This window comes from Pseudomonas sp. MD330_10 (genome assembly GCF_042610415.1).
GTDB lineage: Bacteria > Pseudomonadota > Gammaproteobacteria > Pseudomonadales > Pseudomonadaceae > Aquipseudomonas > Aquipseudomonas rhodesiae.
In genome coordinates this window covers 73,998-91,095 of record NZ_JBHGZU010000011.1, presented here as the reverse complement: position 1 = coordinate 91,095, position 17,098 = coordinate 73,998, and the positions used below count along the sequence as shown (strand labels likewise).

16 protein-coding genes are annotated in these 17,098 nt (G+C 59.6%); 10 read left to right on the top strand and 6 right to left on the bottom strand.

Annotation, left to right across the window (positions count from 1 at the left end; all coding sequences use genetic code 11):
• Positions 1–19: 19 nt before the first annotated feature.
• From ACFZPT_RS18155 to ACFZPT_RS18135, 5 genes are all read left to right on the top strand, one after another.
• Positions 20–1,177 carry a D-alanyl-D-alanine carboxypeptidase family protein gene (locus tag ACFZPT_RS18155; protein WP_034100911.1) on the top strand — a complete coding sequence of 386 codons (1,158 nt, stop codon included), beginning with the start codon at positions 20–22 and terminating at the stop codon, positions 1,175–1,177.
• Between the two features lie 84 nt (positions 1,178–1,261).
• Positions 1,262–1,537: a DUF493 domain-containing protein gene (locus ACFZPT_RS18150; RefSeq protein ID WP_034100910.1), complete on the top strand. Its 276-nt coding sequence runs from the start codon at positions 1,262–1,264 to the stop codon at positions 1,535–1,537.
• Positions 1,537–2,184 (top strand): lipoyl(octanoyl) transferase LipB, encoded by a 648-nt coding sequence (lipB, locus tag ACFZPT_RS18145; RefSeq protein ID WP_034115206.1) that lies wholly within the window; start codon positions 1,537–1,539, stop codon positions 2,182–2,184. The genes ACFZPT_RS18150 and lipB overlap by 1 nt, the downstream gene beginning before the upstream one ends.
• A 26-nt stretch (positions 2,185–2,210) precedes the next feature.
• Positions 2,211–3,212 (top strand): lipoyl synthase, encoded by a 1,002-nt coding sequence (gene lipA / locus ACFZPT_RS18140; RefSeq protein ID WP_162276709.1) that lies wholly within the window; start codon positions 2,211–2,213, stop codon positions 3,210–3,212.
• A gap of 152 nt (positions 3,213–3,364) precedes the next feature.
• Entirely contained in the window at positions 3,365–4,285 is a 921-nt protein-coding gene (locus ACFZPT_RS18135; protein WP_034115204.1) for an LD-carboxypeptidase, read from the top strand.
• A gap of 251 nt (positions 4,286–4,536) precedes the next feature.
• Here ACFZPT_RS18135 and ACFZPT_RS18130 read toward each other — a convergent pair whose 3' ends face one another.
• From ACFZPT_RS18130 to leuS, 5 genes are all read right to left on the bottom strand, one after another.
• On the bottom strand, positions 4,537–5,862 hold the full coding sequence (locus tag ACFZPT_RS18130) for a lytic murein transglycosylase (protein WP_034100906.1): 1,326 nt from the start codon (positions 5,860–5,862) through the stop codon (positions 4,537–4,539).
• Positions 5,863–5,923: 61 nt separating this feature from the next.
• On the bottom strand, positions 5,924–6,088 hold the full coding sequence (gene arfA, locus ACFZPT_RS18125; RefSeq protein ID WP_003176285.1) for an alternative ribosome rescue factor ArfA: 165 nt from the start codon (positions 6,086–6,088) through the stop codon (positions 5,924–5,926).
• 112 nt (positions 6,089–6,200) lie between these two features.
• Positions 6,201–7,238 (bottom strand): DNA polymerase III subunit delta, encoded by a 1,038-nt coding sequence (gene holA, locus ACFZPT_RS18120; RefSeq protein WP_034100905.1) that lies wholly within the window; start codon positions 7,236–7,238, stop codon positions 6,201–6,203.
• A gap of 39 nt (positions 7,239–7,277) precedes the next feature.
• On the bottom strand, positions 7,278–7,889 hold the full coding sequence (gene lptE / locus ACFZPT_RS18115) for an LPS assembly lipoprotein LptE (protein WP_034115198.1): 612 nt from the start codon (positions 7,887–7,889) through the stop codon (positions 7,278–7,280).
• Positions 7,890–7,977: 88 nt separating this feature from the next.
• Complete coding sequence (gene leuS, locus ACFZPT_RS18110) at positions 7,978–10,584, bottom strand: leucine--tRNA ligase (RefSeq protein WP_034115197.1); 2,607 nt, start codon at positions 10,582–10,584, stop codon at positions 7,978–7,980.
• Positions 10,585–10,846: 262 nt separating this feature from the next.
• Between leuS and ACFZPT_RS18105 the strand changes: the two genes are divergently transcribed.
• From ACFZPT_RS18105 to ACFZPT_RS18085, 5 genes are all read left to right on the top strand, one after another.
• Positions 10,847–11,164 carry a hypothetical protein gene (locus ACFZPT_RS18105; protein WP_034100902.1) on the top strand — a complete coding sequence of 106 codons (318 nt, stop codon included), beginning with the start codon at positions 10,847–10,849 and terminating at the stop codon, positions 11,162–11,164.
• 99 nt (positions 11,165–11,263) lie between these two features.
• Positions 11,264–12,025: a YdcF family protein gene (locus ACFZPT_RS18100; protein ID WP_034115196.1), complete on the top strand. Its 762-nt coding sequence runs from the start codon at positions 11,264–11,266 to the stop codon at positions 12,023–12,025.
• Between the two features lie 507 nt (positions 12,026–12,532).
• Complete coding sequence (locus tag ACFZPT_RS18095) at positions 12,533–13,615, top strand: hypothetical protein (protein WP_143506533.1); 1,083 nt, start codon at positions 12,533–12,535, stop codon at positions 13,613–13,615.
• A gap of 105 nt (positions 13,616–13,720) precedes the next feature.
• Positions 13,721–14,710 carry a hypothetical protein gene (locus ACFZPT_RS18090; protein WP_256593278.1) on the top strand — a complete coding sequence of 330 codons (990 nt, stop codon included), beginning with the start codon at positions 13,721–13,723 and terminating at the stop codon, positions 14,708–14,710.
• Positions 14,711–14,739: 29 nt separating this feature from the next.
• Complete coding sequence (locus ACFZPT_RS18085; protein ID WP_379555493.1) at positions 14,740–15,522, top strand: hypothetical protein; 783 nt, start codon at positions 14,740–14,742, stop codon at positions 15,520–15,522.
• 51 nt (positions 15,523–15,573) lie between these two features.
• Here ACFZPT_RS18085 and lnt read toward each other — a convergent pair whose 3' ends face one another.
• On the bottom strand, positions 15,574–17,097 hold the full coding sequence (gene lnt / locus ACFZPT_RS18080; protein ID WP_034115195.1) for an apolipoprotein N-acyltransferase: 1,524 nt from the start codon (positions 17,095–17,097) through the stop codon (positions 15,574–15,576).
• Position 17,098: the final 1 nt, after the last annotated feature.

Here is a 17,098-nt window from a genome sequence, read left to right as displayed (position 1 = left end):
AAGCAATTTCGAGAGACGGATGAACATCACCACCTTAGCCAAACGCACGTGCCTGCTTATCTCGCTGATCATCACCCCGGCCGCCTGGGCGGTTGAAATGGTGCCGGCTTCACCGCAACTGGCCGCCAAGGCCTGGGTGCTCATGGATGCCGCCAGCGGCAACGTGCTGGTCGAGAACAACGGTGACCAGCGCCTGCCGCCGGCCAGCCTGACCAAGCTGATGACCGCCTATATCGCGACCCTGGAAATCCGTCGCGGCCAGATCGGCGAAAACGACCCAGTGACCGTCAGCGAAAACGCCTGGCGTACCGGCGGTTCGCGGATGTTCATCAAGGTGGGCTCCCAAGTCACCGTCAGCGACCTGCTGCACGGCATCATCATCCAGTCCGGTAACGACGCCAGCGTCGCCCTGGCCGAGCACATCGCCGGCAGCGAAGACGCGTTCGCCGACATGATGAACAAAACCGTGGCCGATCTGGGCATGACCAACAGCCACTTCATGAACCCGACCGGTCTGCCGAACCCAGAGCACTACTCGTCGGCCCATGACATGGCGATCCTGGCGCGCGCGATCATCCGCGTCGACCCGGTGCACTACGCGATCTACTCCCAGAAGGAGTTCTTCTGGAACAACATCAAACAGCCTAACCGCAACCTGCTGCTGTGGCGCGACAAGACCGTCGACGGTCTGAAAACCGGCCACACCGAAGAGGCCGGCTACTGCATGGTGTCCTCGGCGGTACGTGACGGCCAACGCCTGATCGCCGTGGTGTTCGGTACCAACAGCGAGCAGGCCCGTGCGGCCGAGACGCAAAAGCTGTTGACCTACGGTTTCCGTTTCTTCGAAACCCAGACCTTCTACCAGAAGGGTGCTGAGCTTGCGACCGCCCCGGTGTGGAAAGGCGCGGCTTCCCAAGTCAAGGCCGGCCTGGCCGAAGACCTGACCCTGACCATGCCTAAAGGCCAGCTGAAAAAGCTCGCTGCCAGCATGACCATGAATCCGCAATTGGTCGCGCCAATCGCCAAGGGCGATGTGATCGGTAAAGTCGAAGTGAAACTGGACGACAAGGTGGTGCACAGCGCCGACCTGATCGCCCTGGACGCCGTCGACGAAGGTGGTATCTTCCGCCGCGTGTGGGATAGCATCCGTCTATTCTTCTACGGCTTGTTCAACTGATTGTGTGCACCTGCAAAGCCCCGCGTTGATCCGACGCGGGGCTTTGCCGTCGCCACGGCTTACCGCTTACGAGGCCGTTCTGCCATGACCGATAAAGAAGTGAAGGCGCCTAAGATCGAGTTCCCGGTGACGGATTATCCCGTCAAGGTGATCAGCGATACCGGTGTTGGCAACAAAGACAAGATCCTCGACATTGTGCGTAAACACGCCACGATCAACGACAACCGTGTGGACGAGCGCTCCAGTACCAACGGTAAATACACCACGATCCAGTTGCACATCGTGGCGACGGATCAGGACCAGCTCTACAACATCAACAGTGAATTGCGGGCCACCGGCTTCGTACACATGGTGTTGTGATGTCGCAGGTCCTGGGCTTTCGTGAACTTGGCCAGATGGCCTACGAGCCCGTCTGGCATGCGATGCAGCGCTTCACCAACGAGCGCGGCACCTCGGCGCCGGATGAGATCTGGCTGGTGGAACATCCACCGGTGTTCACCCAGGGCCAGGCCGGCAAGGCCGAACATCTGTTGCTGCCGGGGGAGATTCCGGTGGTGCAGGTCGACCGGGGTGGCCAAGTGACTTACCATGGCCCCGGTCAGCTTGTGGCTTACCTATTGTTGGATGTGCGCAAGCTGGGGTTTGGTGTGCGTGATCTGGTCAGCCGCATCGAGGCGTGCCTGATCGAGCTATTGGCCAGTTACGGCGTCACCGCCGCGGCCAAGCCCGATGCTCCGGGGGTGTATGTGGATGGCGCGAAAATCGCTTCCCTAGGGCTGCGGATTCGCCACGGTTGTTCCTTTCATGGCCTGGCCCTGAACGTGGACATGGACCTGGCGCCCTTCCGGCGCATCAACCCGTGCGGTTATGCCGGGTTAGCGATGACACAGCTGAGCGAGCATGTGACACCGATTAAATTTGCCGAGGTAAGTGCCCGGCTGCGCGCGCAGCTCGTCAAACACCTCGACTATGCTGAGCAGACGACCCTTACGGGCGGAATCGACTGACTATGACTACTGATGCAGTGCAAACCATGATCCCGACGCTGGACGTAACCGAGCGTCCGGCCCCGGCCCCGCGTGCCAAGGTGGAAGCCGGCGTCAAGCTGCGCGGCGCCGAGAAGGTTGCACGCATCCCGGTAAAGATCATTCCGACCACCGAACTGCCGAAAAAGCCTGACTGGATCCGCGTGCGCATCCCTGTCTCGCCGGAAGTCGACCGTATCAAAGCCCTGCTGCGCAAACACAAGCTGCACAGTGTGTGCGAAGAAGCCTCCTGCCCGAACCTGGGTGAGTGTTTCTCCGGCGGCACCGCCACGTTCATGATCATGGGTGACATCTGCACCCGCCGTTGCCCGTTCTGCGACGTCGGCCACGGCCGGCCGAAGCCACTGGACGTCAACGAGCCGGAAAGCCTGGCCATCGCCATCGCCGACCTCAAACTCAAGTACGTGGTGATCACTTCGGTGGACCGCGACGATTTGCGTGACGGCGGTGCCCAGCACTTTGCCGACTGCATTCGCGAAATTCGCAAACTGTCGCCGAACGTTGTGCTCGAAACCCTGGTGCCGGACTACCGTGGCCGTATGGACGTGGCGTTGGAAATCACCGCCGCCGAGCCGCCGGATGTGTTCAACCACAACCTGGAAACCGTGCCACGCCTGTACAAGGCCGCGCGTCCCGGTTCGGACTACCAGTGGTCGTTGACCCTGCTGCAGAAGTTCAAGCAGATGATGCCGCACATCCCGACCAAATCCGGCCTGATGCTGGGCCTGGGCGAGACCGATGAGGAAGTGATCGAAGTCATGAAGCGCATGCGCGAACACGACATCGACATGCTGACCTTGGGTCAGTACCTGCAACCGTCGCGTAACCACTTGCCGGTGCAGCGTTTCGTGCACCCGGACACCTTCGCCTGGTTCGCCGAGGAAGGCTACAAGATGGGCTTCAAAAACGTGGCATCGGGCCCGCTGGTGCGTTCTTCGTACCACGCCGACGAGCAGGCCAAGCTGGTCAAGGCAAGCCTGATCTCCTGATCGGAGTTTAAATCCGGAATGCGAGGGGCTTATGTGGGAGGGGGCTTGCCCCCGATAGCGAAAGGCCAGTCACTCATGTGCTGCCTGATCCACCGCTATCGGGCCAAGCCCCCTCCCACATTTCGTTGTGCGTTAACCAGGGAGAGTTGTGTATGACAACCGCCGTTCCAGCCCTTCGTTCTGAAGGCACCATCGCCCTGATCGCTCCCGCCGGTCCCGCCGCGCTGAATGTTGAAAAGGCCGGCCGATGGATGCGCACCCGCGGCTACGACCTGCGGATTTTCCCTGGGGTGTATGAGCGCGACGGCTACCTTGCCGGCAGCGATGAGGTGCGCTTGCGTGACCTGCACGCCGCCTTCGCCGACCCTGAAATCGATGCGATCTTCTGCCTGCGGGGCGGCTACGGCACGCCACGGCTGTTGGACTGTCTGGACTTCGACCTGCTGCGCGCCAACCCCAAACCCTTCGTCGGCTACAGCGACATCACCGCCTTGCACCTGGCCATCAACCGCTACGCGGGCTTCGTGACGTTTCATGGGCCAATGCTCAATGCCGACCTGTTGGGCGACAAGCAGCAACCCACCGAGTCCTCACTGTTCAGCCTGCTGCGTGGTCAACTGGGCGCGGGCAACCTCATCACGCACCCTGCGGCCTACCCGCTGACCACCATTGAGCCTGGCATCGCCTGTGGGCGCTTGCTGGGGGGCAACCTGTCGATGATTGCGGCGGTGATGGGCACGCCTTACGAAATCGACGCGCAGGGCATCATCCTGTTTATCGAAGACGTCAACGAGCCGATCTACCGCATCGATCGTCTGCTCACGCATTTGCGCCTGGCGGGTAAGTTGGCTCAGGTAGCTGGGGTGCTGGTCGGGGACGTGGCGGGTGTGGATAACGTCGCGCTGGAGCGCCTGCTCAAACAGACATTTGAACCGTTATGCATTCCGGTGCTGGCCGGCTGGCGCAGTGGACATTGCGATCCGAACCTGACCCTGCCGATGGGCGCGTTGGTGCGGCTGGATGCGGGGGAGCAGCGGGTGGTGTTGGAGCAGGATGTGGTCGTTACACTTTGAATCTGGGATCACTCGCTAAACCGCCATCGGGGGCAAGCCCCCTCCCACATTGATCAGTGATCGACATGACAGATCGGTCAACTGTGAGAGGGGGCAAGCCCCCTCTCAAATTGATCAGTGATCGACATGACAGCTCGGTCAACTGTGGGAGGGGGCAAGCCCCCTCTCACATTGATCAGTGCTCGACATGACAACTCGGTCAACTGTGGGAGGGGGCTTGCCCCCGATAGCATTAGCCGCCATCAGCCGATCTAGCGGTTTTGCAGCGACTCCAGCAACTTCACCGTCGGATACCCATCCGCCGGCCAGCCCAGTGCCTGTTGCGCCGCGCGAATGGCCTTGCGGGTATTGGCGCCGATGATGCCGTCCGGGTTGCCCGCGTCGTAGCCTTTAGCGCTGAGTACCGTTTGCAGCTCAATGCGCTGTGAACGGCTCAGGGGCAGTTCATCCTTGGGCCAATCGCCACGAATCACACCGCCACCGCCGAACCGTTCGGACAGCAGGCCAACCGCCAGTGCATAAGACGACGAGTTGTTGTACTTGAGGATGGCGCGGAAGTTGTCCAGCACCAGGAACGCCGGCCCACGGTAGCCCGCAGGTAGCAGCAGGGCGGCGGACAATTGATCGACGTTGGGCGGCATGCTGGCGCCCGGCGGCAACTGGAGGCCCAGTTTCAGCCATTCGCCAACGGTCTTGCGCGTGCCGCCATCGGCCAGGGCGTAATCGAAGTTGCTTGGCAGTTGTTTGACCTCAAAGCCCCACGGCTGGCCTTTCTGCCATCCGGAGCTTTGCAGGTAGTGCGCGGTGGAGGCGAGGGCGTCGGCCGGGCTGTTCCAGATATCCCGGCGACCGTCGCCGTCGAAGTCCACGGCGTGGGTGTTGTAGGTGGTGGGAATGAACTGGGTCTGGCCCATGGCCCCGGCCCAGGAGCCTTTCATCTGGTCGGCTGCGATATCGCCATGCTGGATGATCTGCAGGGCCGCCAGCAATTGTGCCTGGGCAAACGCCGGTCGGCGGCCTTCGTAGGCCAGGGTCGCCAGGGAGCGGATCACCGAGTTGTTACCCTGGAACTGGCCGAAGTTGCTCTCCATGCCCCACACCGAGACCAGTGCCTGACGGTCGACACCGTAGCGTTGCTCGATGCGTTGCAGAATATCGGCGTACTTGATCAGCAACGCCTGGCCATTGCGCACGCGCACCGGTGACAGGGCGCCGTCGAGGTATTCCCACACCGGGCGAGAAAATTCCGGCTGGCTGCGGTCGGCGCGAATCACCGCCATATCAGGCGTGACGTTGGCAAAGGCAGTATCGAAAACAGCGGGGGTGATACCGGCCTTTAGCGCCTCTGCACGGAAGCCAGCCTGCCATTCGGCGAAGGTCTGGGTCGGTTGGATATCCAGGTTGTCCACGGCCAGCGGAGCCACAACGGCGGGCGCTACCACAGGGGCGGGCTGAAGCGTCTGCAAGGGCTGGGCGTCGGCGGCGGTAGGTTTTTCCGCGCAGGCGACGAGCAGAATGAGGCTGGAGGCAGCGATCAATTGGCGCAGGTGCCAACGACGGGAAAGGCTAGAGGGCATGCACAGGTCCAGGGATTACAAATCAGGTGCAGACCTTATCATGCCAGAGGGGCGCTTGCCTTCAGGCAGCCAGAAAGTAAGAAGCCTCCCAGCTATTAGACTGGAAGGCTTCGCGGCGGTAGCTGCCTTTGCCCTTGCCGGCGCGTTCCTGACGGCTGCGGAACAGTGGCTGGGCGATGATGGATTTGGCCTTGTTGGGGCCATGCTTGGATGGCTTTTTGCTCATGGTCGGTACTCTCGGTAGGTGGTTACAACGGCGCAAATCATCTGCCGAAGTTTGGCCGCTGTAAAGCCCGACAAGGTTTTTGAAATGTTAACGCGGTCAACAGATGGGAGGGCTATTCGGCGGGGAGTGTCAGGCGTTGCCCGGACATCAGCAGCGCCAAGCGACTCAGGCTCATCCACGGCGAACCGGCCGCTTGTCCCTTGATTTGCGCATCGATGCGCTGTGCTTCGAGCAGAAGCTGCGCCCAGCGTTGCGCCGAATGCCGTTGCAGGGCTTTGCTCATCAGGGGTTTGCGTTTGTCCCATACCGGTGGTCGTGCCTGGCTGAAACATTTGTCCAGCGGCGTACCTTGGCTGTATTGCAGGGAAATATTGGCCAGTACCCGCAACTCACGGGCCAGGGCCCAGAGAATCACCGGCGGCTCCACCCCCTCGCCGCGCAGCCCTTCGAGCATGCGCAGGGCATGGGCAGGTTCGCCGTTGAGAATCGCATCCACCAGCCCGAACACATCAAAGCGCGCGCTATCGGCCACGGCGCCCTGGACGGTTTCGACGGTGATCTGCCCGTCTTCGGCCATCAGCTTGAGCTTCTCGATTTCCTGGGCGGCGGCAAGCAAGTTGCCTTCAACCCGGGCAGCGATCAGCTCGACCGCGTCTTGAGTCGCCGCCAGGCCCGATTGGGACAGGCGCTGACGAATCCACTGCGGCAATTGGTTACTGTCCACCGGCCAGATCTGGATGAACTGGGTCTGCGCGCCTTCCACCAGCGCCTTGCCCCATTTGGTTTTCTGCGCACTGCCGTCGAGTTTGGGCAGGCTGATCAGCAACACCGTATCCTCGGCGGGGCGTGCACAGTATTCCATCAGGGCCGCAGCGCCTTTGTCGCCGGGCTTGCCTGAAGGCAGACGCAGTTCCAGCAGGCGTTTTTCGGCGAACAGCGACATGCTCGCACCGGCTTGCAGCAAGGTGCCCCAGTCGAAGCTGGCATCCGCGCTGAAGACCTGGCGCTCATCGAAACCTTGCTGGCGGGCAGCCGTGCGAATGGCGTCGGCGGCTTCCTGGCACAGCAGCGGGTCGTCACCGCTGACAATGTAGACGGGCGCGAGGCCACCTTGCAGGTGTTTGGCGAGTTGGGCGGGAGCGAGTTTCATAGGCAGGGCGAACGGGGCGCCTGGGGCGCCCCATTTGGCTTACTCAACCGGTACCGGTACTTCGACAGGCGATTGTTTCGGCGTGTTGTCTTCGTACTCTTGTGCCGCTTTAAGCGCGTCGGCTTCTGCCTTGGCCTTGTCGTCAGCGGTGCGTTGCAGCACTTCCAGCTGCTCAGGTGTGAGCAGTTGCAGGCGCAACATCATGCGTTGAACCAGGTCGCGACGCATTTCCTTGCGCACTTGAATGACTTCCGAATCCGAACCCACCAGGTTGTTACCGTCGTGGCTCACTACCTTCTGGATCTGAATCTTGTCACCCATCAACGGCAGGTGATCACGGCCCTGCACCTCAAAGCTGAGCACGCTGCTCAGTTCGATGTCCGATGCACGGCCTGCGCTGGCGTAGCTCAGGTTACGTTGGGTTTCTTTCTCGTCCACCAGTACCAGCTTGTAGGGCGCGCCGGTGTAGACATGTACGCCGCTGTTTTCCAGGACCTGACGCAGTTGCGTCACGGTTTCGCCATAAGAGTTACGGGCGCTGACGTCCAATTCTTTGATGGACAGGTCATTGGTGCCCGTGCCGCGCAGCTGGAAGCCGCAAGCGCTCAGCAGCACGGCAAGGCCCATAACCAGCAAGTTGCGTTTGATCATTTTGTTGCTCCCCTTGAAACCAGGCGGGCCTTATCGCGGCCCTGAAGGTTTAGTTCGGCGCAGGGCTCAAGCCCTGCGCCCGATCCGATTAGCTGGCGACGATATTGACCAGTTTGCCTGGCACAACGATCACTTTGCGGATCGTCAGGCCTTCGGTAAAGCGCAGCACATTCTCGTTGCTGCGCGCGGCCGCTTCGACTTCTTCGCGGCTGGCGCTGGCTGGCATGTCGATCTGACCGCGCAGTTTGCCGTTGACTTGGATGACCAGTTGCAGCGTGTCCTGCACCAGGGCGCTGTCATCCTGTACCGGCCAGCGCGCATCGATGACCGCGTCGCTGTGGCCCAGGCGGTTCCACAGTTCGTGACTGATATGCGGCGTGATCGGCGCCAGCAGCAGGGTGACCGTTTCCAGGCCTTCCTGTACCAGCGCGCGATCCTGCTCGGTAGCCTGCGGGGCTTTTTCCAGCACGTTCATCAGCGTCATCACCTGGGCGATGGCGGTGTTGAACTTGTGGTTCTGGCCCACGTCCTGGCTGGCTTGCTTGATGGCCAGGTGGATGCTGCGGCGAATGGCTTTCTGCTCGTCGTTCAGCGCGGCCACGTCCAGCTTGGCCGGCAGACCCTGGCTGACATGGGCATGGGCCAGACGCCAGACGCGTTTGAGGAAGCGATGCGAACCTTCCACGCCGGAGTCGGACCACTCGGCGCTCATGTCGGGCGGCGAGGCGAACATCATGAACAGACGGCAGGTATCGGCGCCGAATTGGTCGATCATCGACTGCGGGTCGACGCCGTTGTTCTTCGATTTGGCCATCTTCTCGGTGCCGCCGATTTCCACCGGCAGGCCGTCGGCGATCAGTTTGGCGCTGATGACTTTGGCTTTGCTGTCGCGTTCCAGCTCTACATCCGCCGGGTTGAACCAGGTGTAAGCGCCATTGGCTTCGCGGCGATAGTAGGTCTCGGCGATTACCATGCCTTGTGTCAGCAGGTTCTTGAACGGCTCGTTGGAGGTGACCAGGCCTTCGTCGCGCATCAGCTTGTGGAAGAAGCGCGCGTACAGCAGGTGAAGAATGGCGTGTTCGATACCGCCGATGTACTGGTCGACCGGTAACCAATGGTCGGCTGCGGTTTTTTCTACCAGGCCGCCTTCGTAGTGAGGCGAGGCGTAGCGCGCGTAGTACCACGAGGACTCGACGAAGGTGTCCATGGTGTCGGTTTCACGCTTGGCCGGCTGGCCGCATTTCGGGCAGCTGCACTCGTAGAACTCGGGCATGCGCGCCAGGGGCGAACCGGCGCCGTCCGGCACCACGTCTTCCGGCAGCACCACAGGCAGTTGATCTTCGGGCACCGGCACGTCGCCGCAGCTGGCGCAGTGGATGATCGGGATCGGGCAGCCCCAGTAGCGCTGACGGCTGATGCCCCAGTCGCGCAGGCGGAACTGGGTGCGTGAGGCGCCGAGGTTTTTCTTGATCAGCGCCACTTCGATGGCGTCGAAGGCGCCGGCGAAGTCCAGGCCGTCGAATTCGCCGGAGTTGATCAGGGTGCCGTGCTCGCCATACGCGTCTTGCCATGGTGCCGGGTTGCTGTCGCCCGAGCTGGTGCGCACTACGGTTTTGATCGGCAGGTTGTACTGGGTCGCAAATTCGAAATCGCGCTCATCGTGCGCCGGCACGGCCATTACCGCGCCATCGCCGTAGTGCATCAGCACGTAATTGGCGACCCACACCGGCAACTTCTCGCCGGTCAGCGGGTGCTCGACGAACAATCCGGTCGGCAGACCTTTTTTCTCCTGGGTGGCGACGTCGGCTTCGGCCACGCTGCCGCCTTTGCATTCGGCGATGAATGCCTGCAACTCAGGGTTGTTCTGCGCGGCCTGGGTGGCCAGCGGGTGTTCGGCGGCCACGGCGACGTAGGTCGCGCCCATCAGGGTGTCGGGACGGGTGGTGAACACTTTGAGGGTGCCCGCTTCGCCGATGGAGTCGACGTTGTACGGGAACTGCACTTCCATGCCCTTGGATTTGCCGATCCAGTTGCGCTGCATGGTCTTGACCTGTTCCGGCCAGCCCGGCAGATCATCCAGGCTCGACAACAGCTCATCGGCGTAGGCGGTGATCTTGAAGTAGTACATCGGGATTTCGCGCTTTTCGATCAGCGCGCCGGAACGCCAGCCGCGACCGTCGATCACCTGCTCGTTGGCCAGTACGGTCTGGTCGACCGGGTCCCAGTTCACGGTGCCGCTTTTTTTGTAGATCACACCTTTTTCGAACAGGCGCGTGAACAGCCATTGTTCCCAGCGGTAGTAGTCCGGCTTGCAGGTGGTCACTTCACGGGACCAGTCCACGGCCAGGCCCAGGCTGCGCAGCTGGGTCTTCATATAGGCGATGTTTTCGTAGGTCCACTTGGCGGGCGCTACATTGTTTTTCATCGCGGCGTTTTCCGCCGGCATGCCAAAGGCGTCCCAACCCATGGGTTGCAGGACGTTTTTACCTTGCATGCGCTGGTAACGGGAAATCACGTCGCCGATGGTGTAGTTACGCACATGCCCCATGTGTAGCTTGCCGCTGGGGTAAGGGAACATCGACAGGCAGTAGAAGGTCTCCTTGCCTGGCTGTTCACTGACTTCAAAGGACTTCTGCTCGTCCCAGAAGGCTTGGGCGGCATTTTCTATTTCACGGGGCTGATATTGTTCGTGCATGGCTACTTTTTGAACTGAATAGGGGTGGCCTAATCCTCTTCGGTGCATTGTCCGGGTAGATCGACACCCAAAAGCGCCGCATCCGTGCCCAAACCCTGCGGGAAGTGGAGTTACAGGAAGCGCCGTAGCATACATGACCCCACTCTATCGAGGGAAACCCTGATTGCGCGGCCAAGGCCGTCTGTCGCGGCGCCGGGCAGGCGCAGCTACGGGGGCTACGCTGTTTATTGGGGAGCAAGTCTTTCTTCAATGAGGTGAGGGGATGGTTGAATCGCAGCGAATCGCAACGAAACCGGAAATCTACGAAGGACTTATCGACCGATTGGGTCGTGCATTGGATGCAGCGAGAACTGCGGGCCGATTGCGTGATGAGCGGCCTGTGGAGTTGGAGCTGCGCGGTTTGAGCCGCGCGGAATTGGAACTGATCAAGGCTTATCTGGAACGCAACAAGTGCAGTGCGCCTCCCATGGCGGCAACCCCGCCAGTCAAGGAGCCCACGCAGTCTGCCAAGGTGGTGTGGCTCAAGGATTTGCCGGCCGGTCGTGGCCCGGAGAGATTCCGGTCCGCCCGCTGCAAGTAGTTCGCTCCCCCCTGAACAGCACCATTTAAACGTGCAACTTTCTAGATTGTCGCTAGACCCCGTTACACCTTAGGCTTCGGGCATCTGTGGAGATGCCCGATGCCTATTCGTTATTTCATCAAACAACTGCTCCTGCCGCCCGGCATTCTCTTGCTGCTGCTGGCGCTTGCCTGGTGGTTTCGCCGTAGCCGCCCGAAGTTGGCCGGCTGCTGCTTTGCCCTGGGCCTGGGCGGTATGTGGTTGATCAGCCTGCCCGTGATGGTGGAGTGGGGCGCCCGTGCGCTTGAGACCGAGCCGCCATTGGCTCGTGAGGACTGGTCAACCCTGGCCCAACGCGCCGACGCCATCGTGGTGTTGGGTTCCGGGCGTGAGCGAGGCGACCCCGCCTGGGGCGCCGATCAGCCTACGGGCATTGGGCTGGAACGCCAGCGTTACGCCGCGCGCTTGGCCAAGGCGTCGGGGTTGCCGGTACTGACTACCGGTGGCCTGCATTACGGCACGCCCCCCAGCGAAGCGCAGTTGATGGCGGTGTCGATGCAGGATGACTTTGGCGTCACGGTGCGCTGGAAGGAAGAACGCAGCCGTACCACTTGGGAGAACGCGCAGATGAGCGCCGAGATTCTATTGCCCGAGGGTATCAAGCGCGTGGTCGTGGTCACCCAGGCCTGGCATATGCCGCGATCGGTCTGGAGTTTTGAAAAGGCCGGTTTCACCGTCGTACCGGCCCCGGTCGGTTTTTTGGGGGTGGACAATGCCCGTCCTCTGGGCGGTTGGATGCCGGAATTCAAATCGGTGTGGCAGAGCGGGCAGTTGATTAACGAAGCGGTCGGGCAGGTGGGGTATCGATTGTTTTATCGCTGAATTGCGTCATAAGAAATCAGCCGTTGGGCGGATTTAGAGAAGGTCAGTTTTCGGTATGAACGCAATGTTCTAACTGGCCTTATGGCGCAAGCGGTCAGGCGCATCTTTCTTGTAGGATATGTAGTACATCCTAGTGCGCGCAGTACCTAAGATGCTGAGTGATGAATATAAATGAATAACTTTTTGTTGTTGTGTTGATTGATTGTTTATGGAGGTTCGTAATTTTTTGGCTGCGTAAATTTTCAATTAATTCGCGGTCAATTAAAAGTTGTTGTGTGAATAAGTTATTTTTGCTTGTGCGGGTTCGCTGCGTGCCGTAATTTTTTGTGCGTTGATAAGGTGGAATTTTTAAGAAGTTGGCTGCCACTAGTCTGTGCGAACACTGACGCTGCGCAGTGCGACAAATTAAACTTGTGGGATAAATTAATCGCTCCCCTCGTGCGTTAAGTTGTCGCAAGTGTTTCCGTGGTGAACTATGTGCTAATTGACCTAGAGAGGCGCAGTTGTGTGAATATATTATCAACAGCAAATAATCACCGAGTAAGCCGGTTGGGTAATGCCTTTGCCGGTGAAGAGGCTCCTGCTACATCTGGAGCGGGAAACTTGTCAGCGAAACGAGGTGAGCATTTCACGGCTTACAGCCCTAACGTTCTTGGCCCTTTAAAACAGGACGACGCGCAATTAGGTCAAACGCTGACGACGTTGCTTTTGTTATTGAAAAACGTCACCGACAGCTTGAAACAGTTTTTGGATGCCGACGCGATATTGCCGGCGCCCGCGACCGACGTAGCGCCCAAGCCACCCTCGATTATCCCGCCCAAACCGCGTGAACTCGAAGCGCTGCCAGCAGTTGATATCAAGGTCAGGCACCTCGTAGACCGCTTGCCTGTGGCTGACGAGGAGCTTGATCCGTTTGATGCACTGGACTTCGCTGATGGCAAGCATGGCGGCGCAGGCGTTGCACTTGAGGATTATGAATGGCGGCGGATATGGAGCGAAGTGATCAATGAAGACGATTGGGCGGTGGAGTTGTCTGGAAAACCCAAGGGGCAAAAACCGGATGATCTGAAAGCGGGGGTGTCCTGGCAATACAAGCCGTACCCGTGGTTGGGCCATGACAGCCGTGTTCCTTATTTGGAAGTCATTAAGTTGGCCATGTCGAAGTATGGCCAGAGTGTGGACAGTGTCCTGGAAAAAGTAACGGCCGTGCCTGGCGGGTACGACATTATTATGAAAGATGGTGTCGCGTTAAATATCACTCATAAAGAGTTGCAATTGGCGTCCAAGGCCTGTGGGTTTGTGGGCTTCGATGAAGGCATGGTGAACGATGCTTCGTTTTTATTTGGGGTTCTGTGCAAGCGTATCTATTTGACTGAGCAAGCGAAGCACTTCGCGGACAATGAACCTTGGACGCGCTCATCTGCTGAAAAAATTCCGAAAATGCGCACCTATGCCGGTGTATTAGCGCTCACGCCATTTAATACGAACAAACATGAAATTCTGGCGGCGCTTGGATTGCGCGACGCGATCAGCACCACTGAATTGGCCAAAGGTCCTCGTGAAAGAAAGGTACGGCAACATAATTACTGAGCCTCTGATGGAAGATATTTCAAGGGTTATTAGGGCTATCTGTTGATGAGTGCCGGTTAGTCTTGGCTGGCCGTGGCTGTTAATGAAAACCAGGGAGAAAGAGGTATGAGTCATTCGGTTGCCAGCCCCGTAAATGGTTACTACGGGCGTTATCAGGCTGAGGTGCATAAAAGTTATGTGGGGGCTGCGCCTGAAAGGCCGCACGGGGCAGGGGCGTTCGACAGGGCTGCACGCCCCGATGGTGCAACAGCCAATAGTGCGGCCCCCCATGCCCAGGCTTCGTTCTCCGCGATCACTGACATGTTGCGCGAGTTAAATAACATGATCACTACGCTGTCCGCACGTATGGGTGGGCAGCAGCACAGGACATTACCCGCTACTAAGTTGACTCCTGATCAAACACGATCAGTGCTTCAGCCCCATAGCCCGCCATTGGAACGCTCGGCGCTCGGCGTAGATTCGGGTTCAGATGTTCCCGAGACGCCACATCGAAAATTTATCCGGGGCAACGCGGAGAATGCCGGCATAAAACCGACCCATATTTGGGGGGCGTTCTCTCAGGAAGGGGTGGGTAACTGCGTCACCGTCAGTGCAATCAAGGCCGCCATGGCTAAGTTCGGCCATAACCCTCATGGCATCTACAAGCAAATCACCGAAGTTAAGGACGGTTTTGAAGTCACCGTGCGGGACTCTTTCAAGTTGCATATTTCCTTTGAGGAATTGGACGAGGCTCAAGAAGGTGCCGGACTTAGGCCGGGTCACTCGGAGGATGTTCTTATCAATGCGCAGTTTCTATACGCCGTCAGTGCCAAACGAGCGCAGCTTGAAAACAATGACGGAAACGCCGAAGAGAGCTTCGAGGATGCCATGGTGACGCTCGCCGATGGAGAGCTTGCGGGCGAGGGGCTTATTCGCCTGGGATTGCGGGCGCATATGGCGCCTACCACCGTGAGGGAACTGGCCGAGGGTGCCATCGGAGTTCTCTGCAATGGGCCGCACCAAATGGCTGTAGTCGATGGCGCGCTTGATATGTGGGGCACCAAGACCAGCGTCTATAAGGACTTTCATTGGCGTTATGGCGCCAAACTGATCTAAACCAATCAAGTAAGTAAGGAATACTGCTGATGAGCGTGTCCAGAGTCGCTAACAGTTTTTACGAGGGGCGTTACGGTCAGCCTGTCACCGCCCAGCGCAACAGTAACGAAAACACCTATTCATCGTACCGGTCGCCTCTTAATAGACCGTCCGCAAACCAGGCGTATGCCAGTCTCGACAACGGAGCAGAGCCCGGCAATTCATTGATCAAGGGCGATGCGGATTCACCCAGCGTTATCCCGACGAATATTTTCCGCGATTTCTACCAGGGCGGCAGTGGAAATTCAGTGGCTATTTCGGCGATTAAACTGGCCATGATGAAGTTTGGCCACAACCCTCATCATATCTATAAAAAAATAGAGGCAACGGCTGATGGGTTCAATGTGAGGATGAGGGACGGCTATAAGCTCTTCATTACTCATGACGAAATTCGGCAGGCTGCCGCCGCTTCGGGATTTATAGGCGACGGTTCCAATGATGTGCTGGTTAACGCCCAGTTTTTATATGCGGTCAGCGCCAAACGCATGCAGCTCGACAAGTTTTACGAGCGCAGCAGTGAAACCTTTGCCTCGGCGCTGCAAATGCTCAGTTCAGGTGATTATCCAGGTGAGGCATTACGACGGTTGGGGCTGAAGCACCAGATGGTCGCCGCGTCGATGCGCGAGCTACGAAAGGGCGGAACGGGCTCGATGTATACCCCCGGCCATATGCTGGCCGTTGTCGACGGTCACATGGATTATTACGGGCGACGCGTGAAACTGGCTGGGTCGGGCATGGCAATCACTGGCAGAATCGCCATGACGCTAAGGTAGGTGCAAGGGCTTTCTCCTCGGAGAAAGCCCTGCCTGCGGGTGGGGCTCTTGTCAGCCGATTTTCGACAGGCGGCCCGCCAGCAGCGCCCAGCCAAACAGCCCCAGACACACGATGATCAACGGCCACGAACGCCATTGCAGGTACGGCGTCAGGTTATGCATGGGCACTACTTCGCCATACAGGATGCCGCGTTCGAACTGCGGGATCTGCACGGTGATCTGTCCGAACGGGTTGATCAGCCCGGTCACGCCGTTGTTGGTGGCGCGGATCATCCAGCGCCCCGCTTCCAGCGCACGCATCTGCGCCATTTGCAGGTGTTGCAGAGGGCCGATGGAGCGCCCGAACCAGGTGTCGTTGCTGATGGTCAGCAACAGGTCGCTCTGGGCTGAAAGGCCTGCGGCAAACTCGGGGTAAACCACTTCGTAGCAGATGAACGGGGCGATCTGATAACCCTTGGCTTGCAGCATGGCCTGGTCGGAGGGGCCACGGGCAAAGTCCGACATCGGCAGGTCGAAGAACGCAATCAGCCCGCGCAATATGTCCTGCAACGGTACGTACTCACCGAAAGGCACCAGTTTTTGCTTCAGGTAGGTGCCGTCGCCTTCGCCCACTACGGTGATGCCGTTGAAGTAACGCTTCTGGTGGTGCACTTCCTGACGAATCGGCACGCCAGTAATCAGCGCGGTATGCCGGTCGGCCGCGAACCGCCCCATCATCCCCAGGTAACCCTCCACCGACTCCTTGAGCACCGGCACCGCTGTTTCGGGCCAGACCAGCAGGTCCACAGGCTTGGAGCTGAAACTCATGTCGCGGTACAGCGCCAATTGCGCATTGAGCTGCTGCGGGTCCCACTTCATGCTCTGTTCGATGTTGCCCTGGATCGCGGCCACCTTCAACGGAGCGCCGGATGGCTCGGTCCAGGCATGATGTTTGAGCGCCAGCCCGATGCCCCATGGCGCGACCAGCAGCACCAGGCCCGCGGCGACAAAGCCATTGCGTTTGGCGGCCAGCAGGCGCGGCAGGTTGCACAGCACGGCAGCCGTGAGCGCCAGGGCAAAGGAAATCAGCCACATCCCGCCGAGCGGGGCCAGCCCTGCCAGTGGGCCATCGAGTTGACTGTAGCCGGAATAGAGCCACGGGAAACCGGTGAGGAACCAGCCGCGAAAGGCCTCTTGACCCACCCATAGCGCTGCGAATGTCAGGGCGTCCGCCAGCGGCGCTTCGTTGCGGCGTAGCCAGCGTGCCCACAGCCAGGCGGGCAGGGCGAAGAACCAGGCAATGGCGGCCGTGAACAATAGCATCAGGAACCCCGCCAGCAGCACCGAAGCGCCGCCGAAGTGGTGGATGCTGTAGTAGATCCAGCTGGTGCCGGCACCGAACAGGCCGAAACCGAAGCACCAGCCACGCCCCAAGGCCTGGCGCGGTGTCAGCTCTCGCAGGCCGATATAGAACAGCCCGACGGCCACCAGCGCAAATGGCCACAAATCGAACGGCGCCAGCGCCAGGGTAGTGATGGCGCCGGCCACCACGGCCAGCAGGTTACCGGGCCAGCCGGGTGCGATAAGACGGCGCATG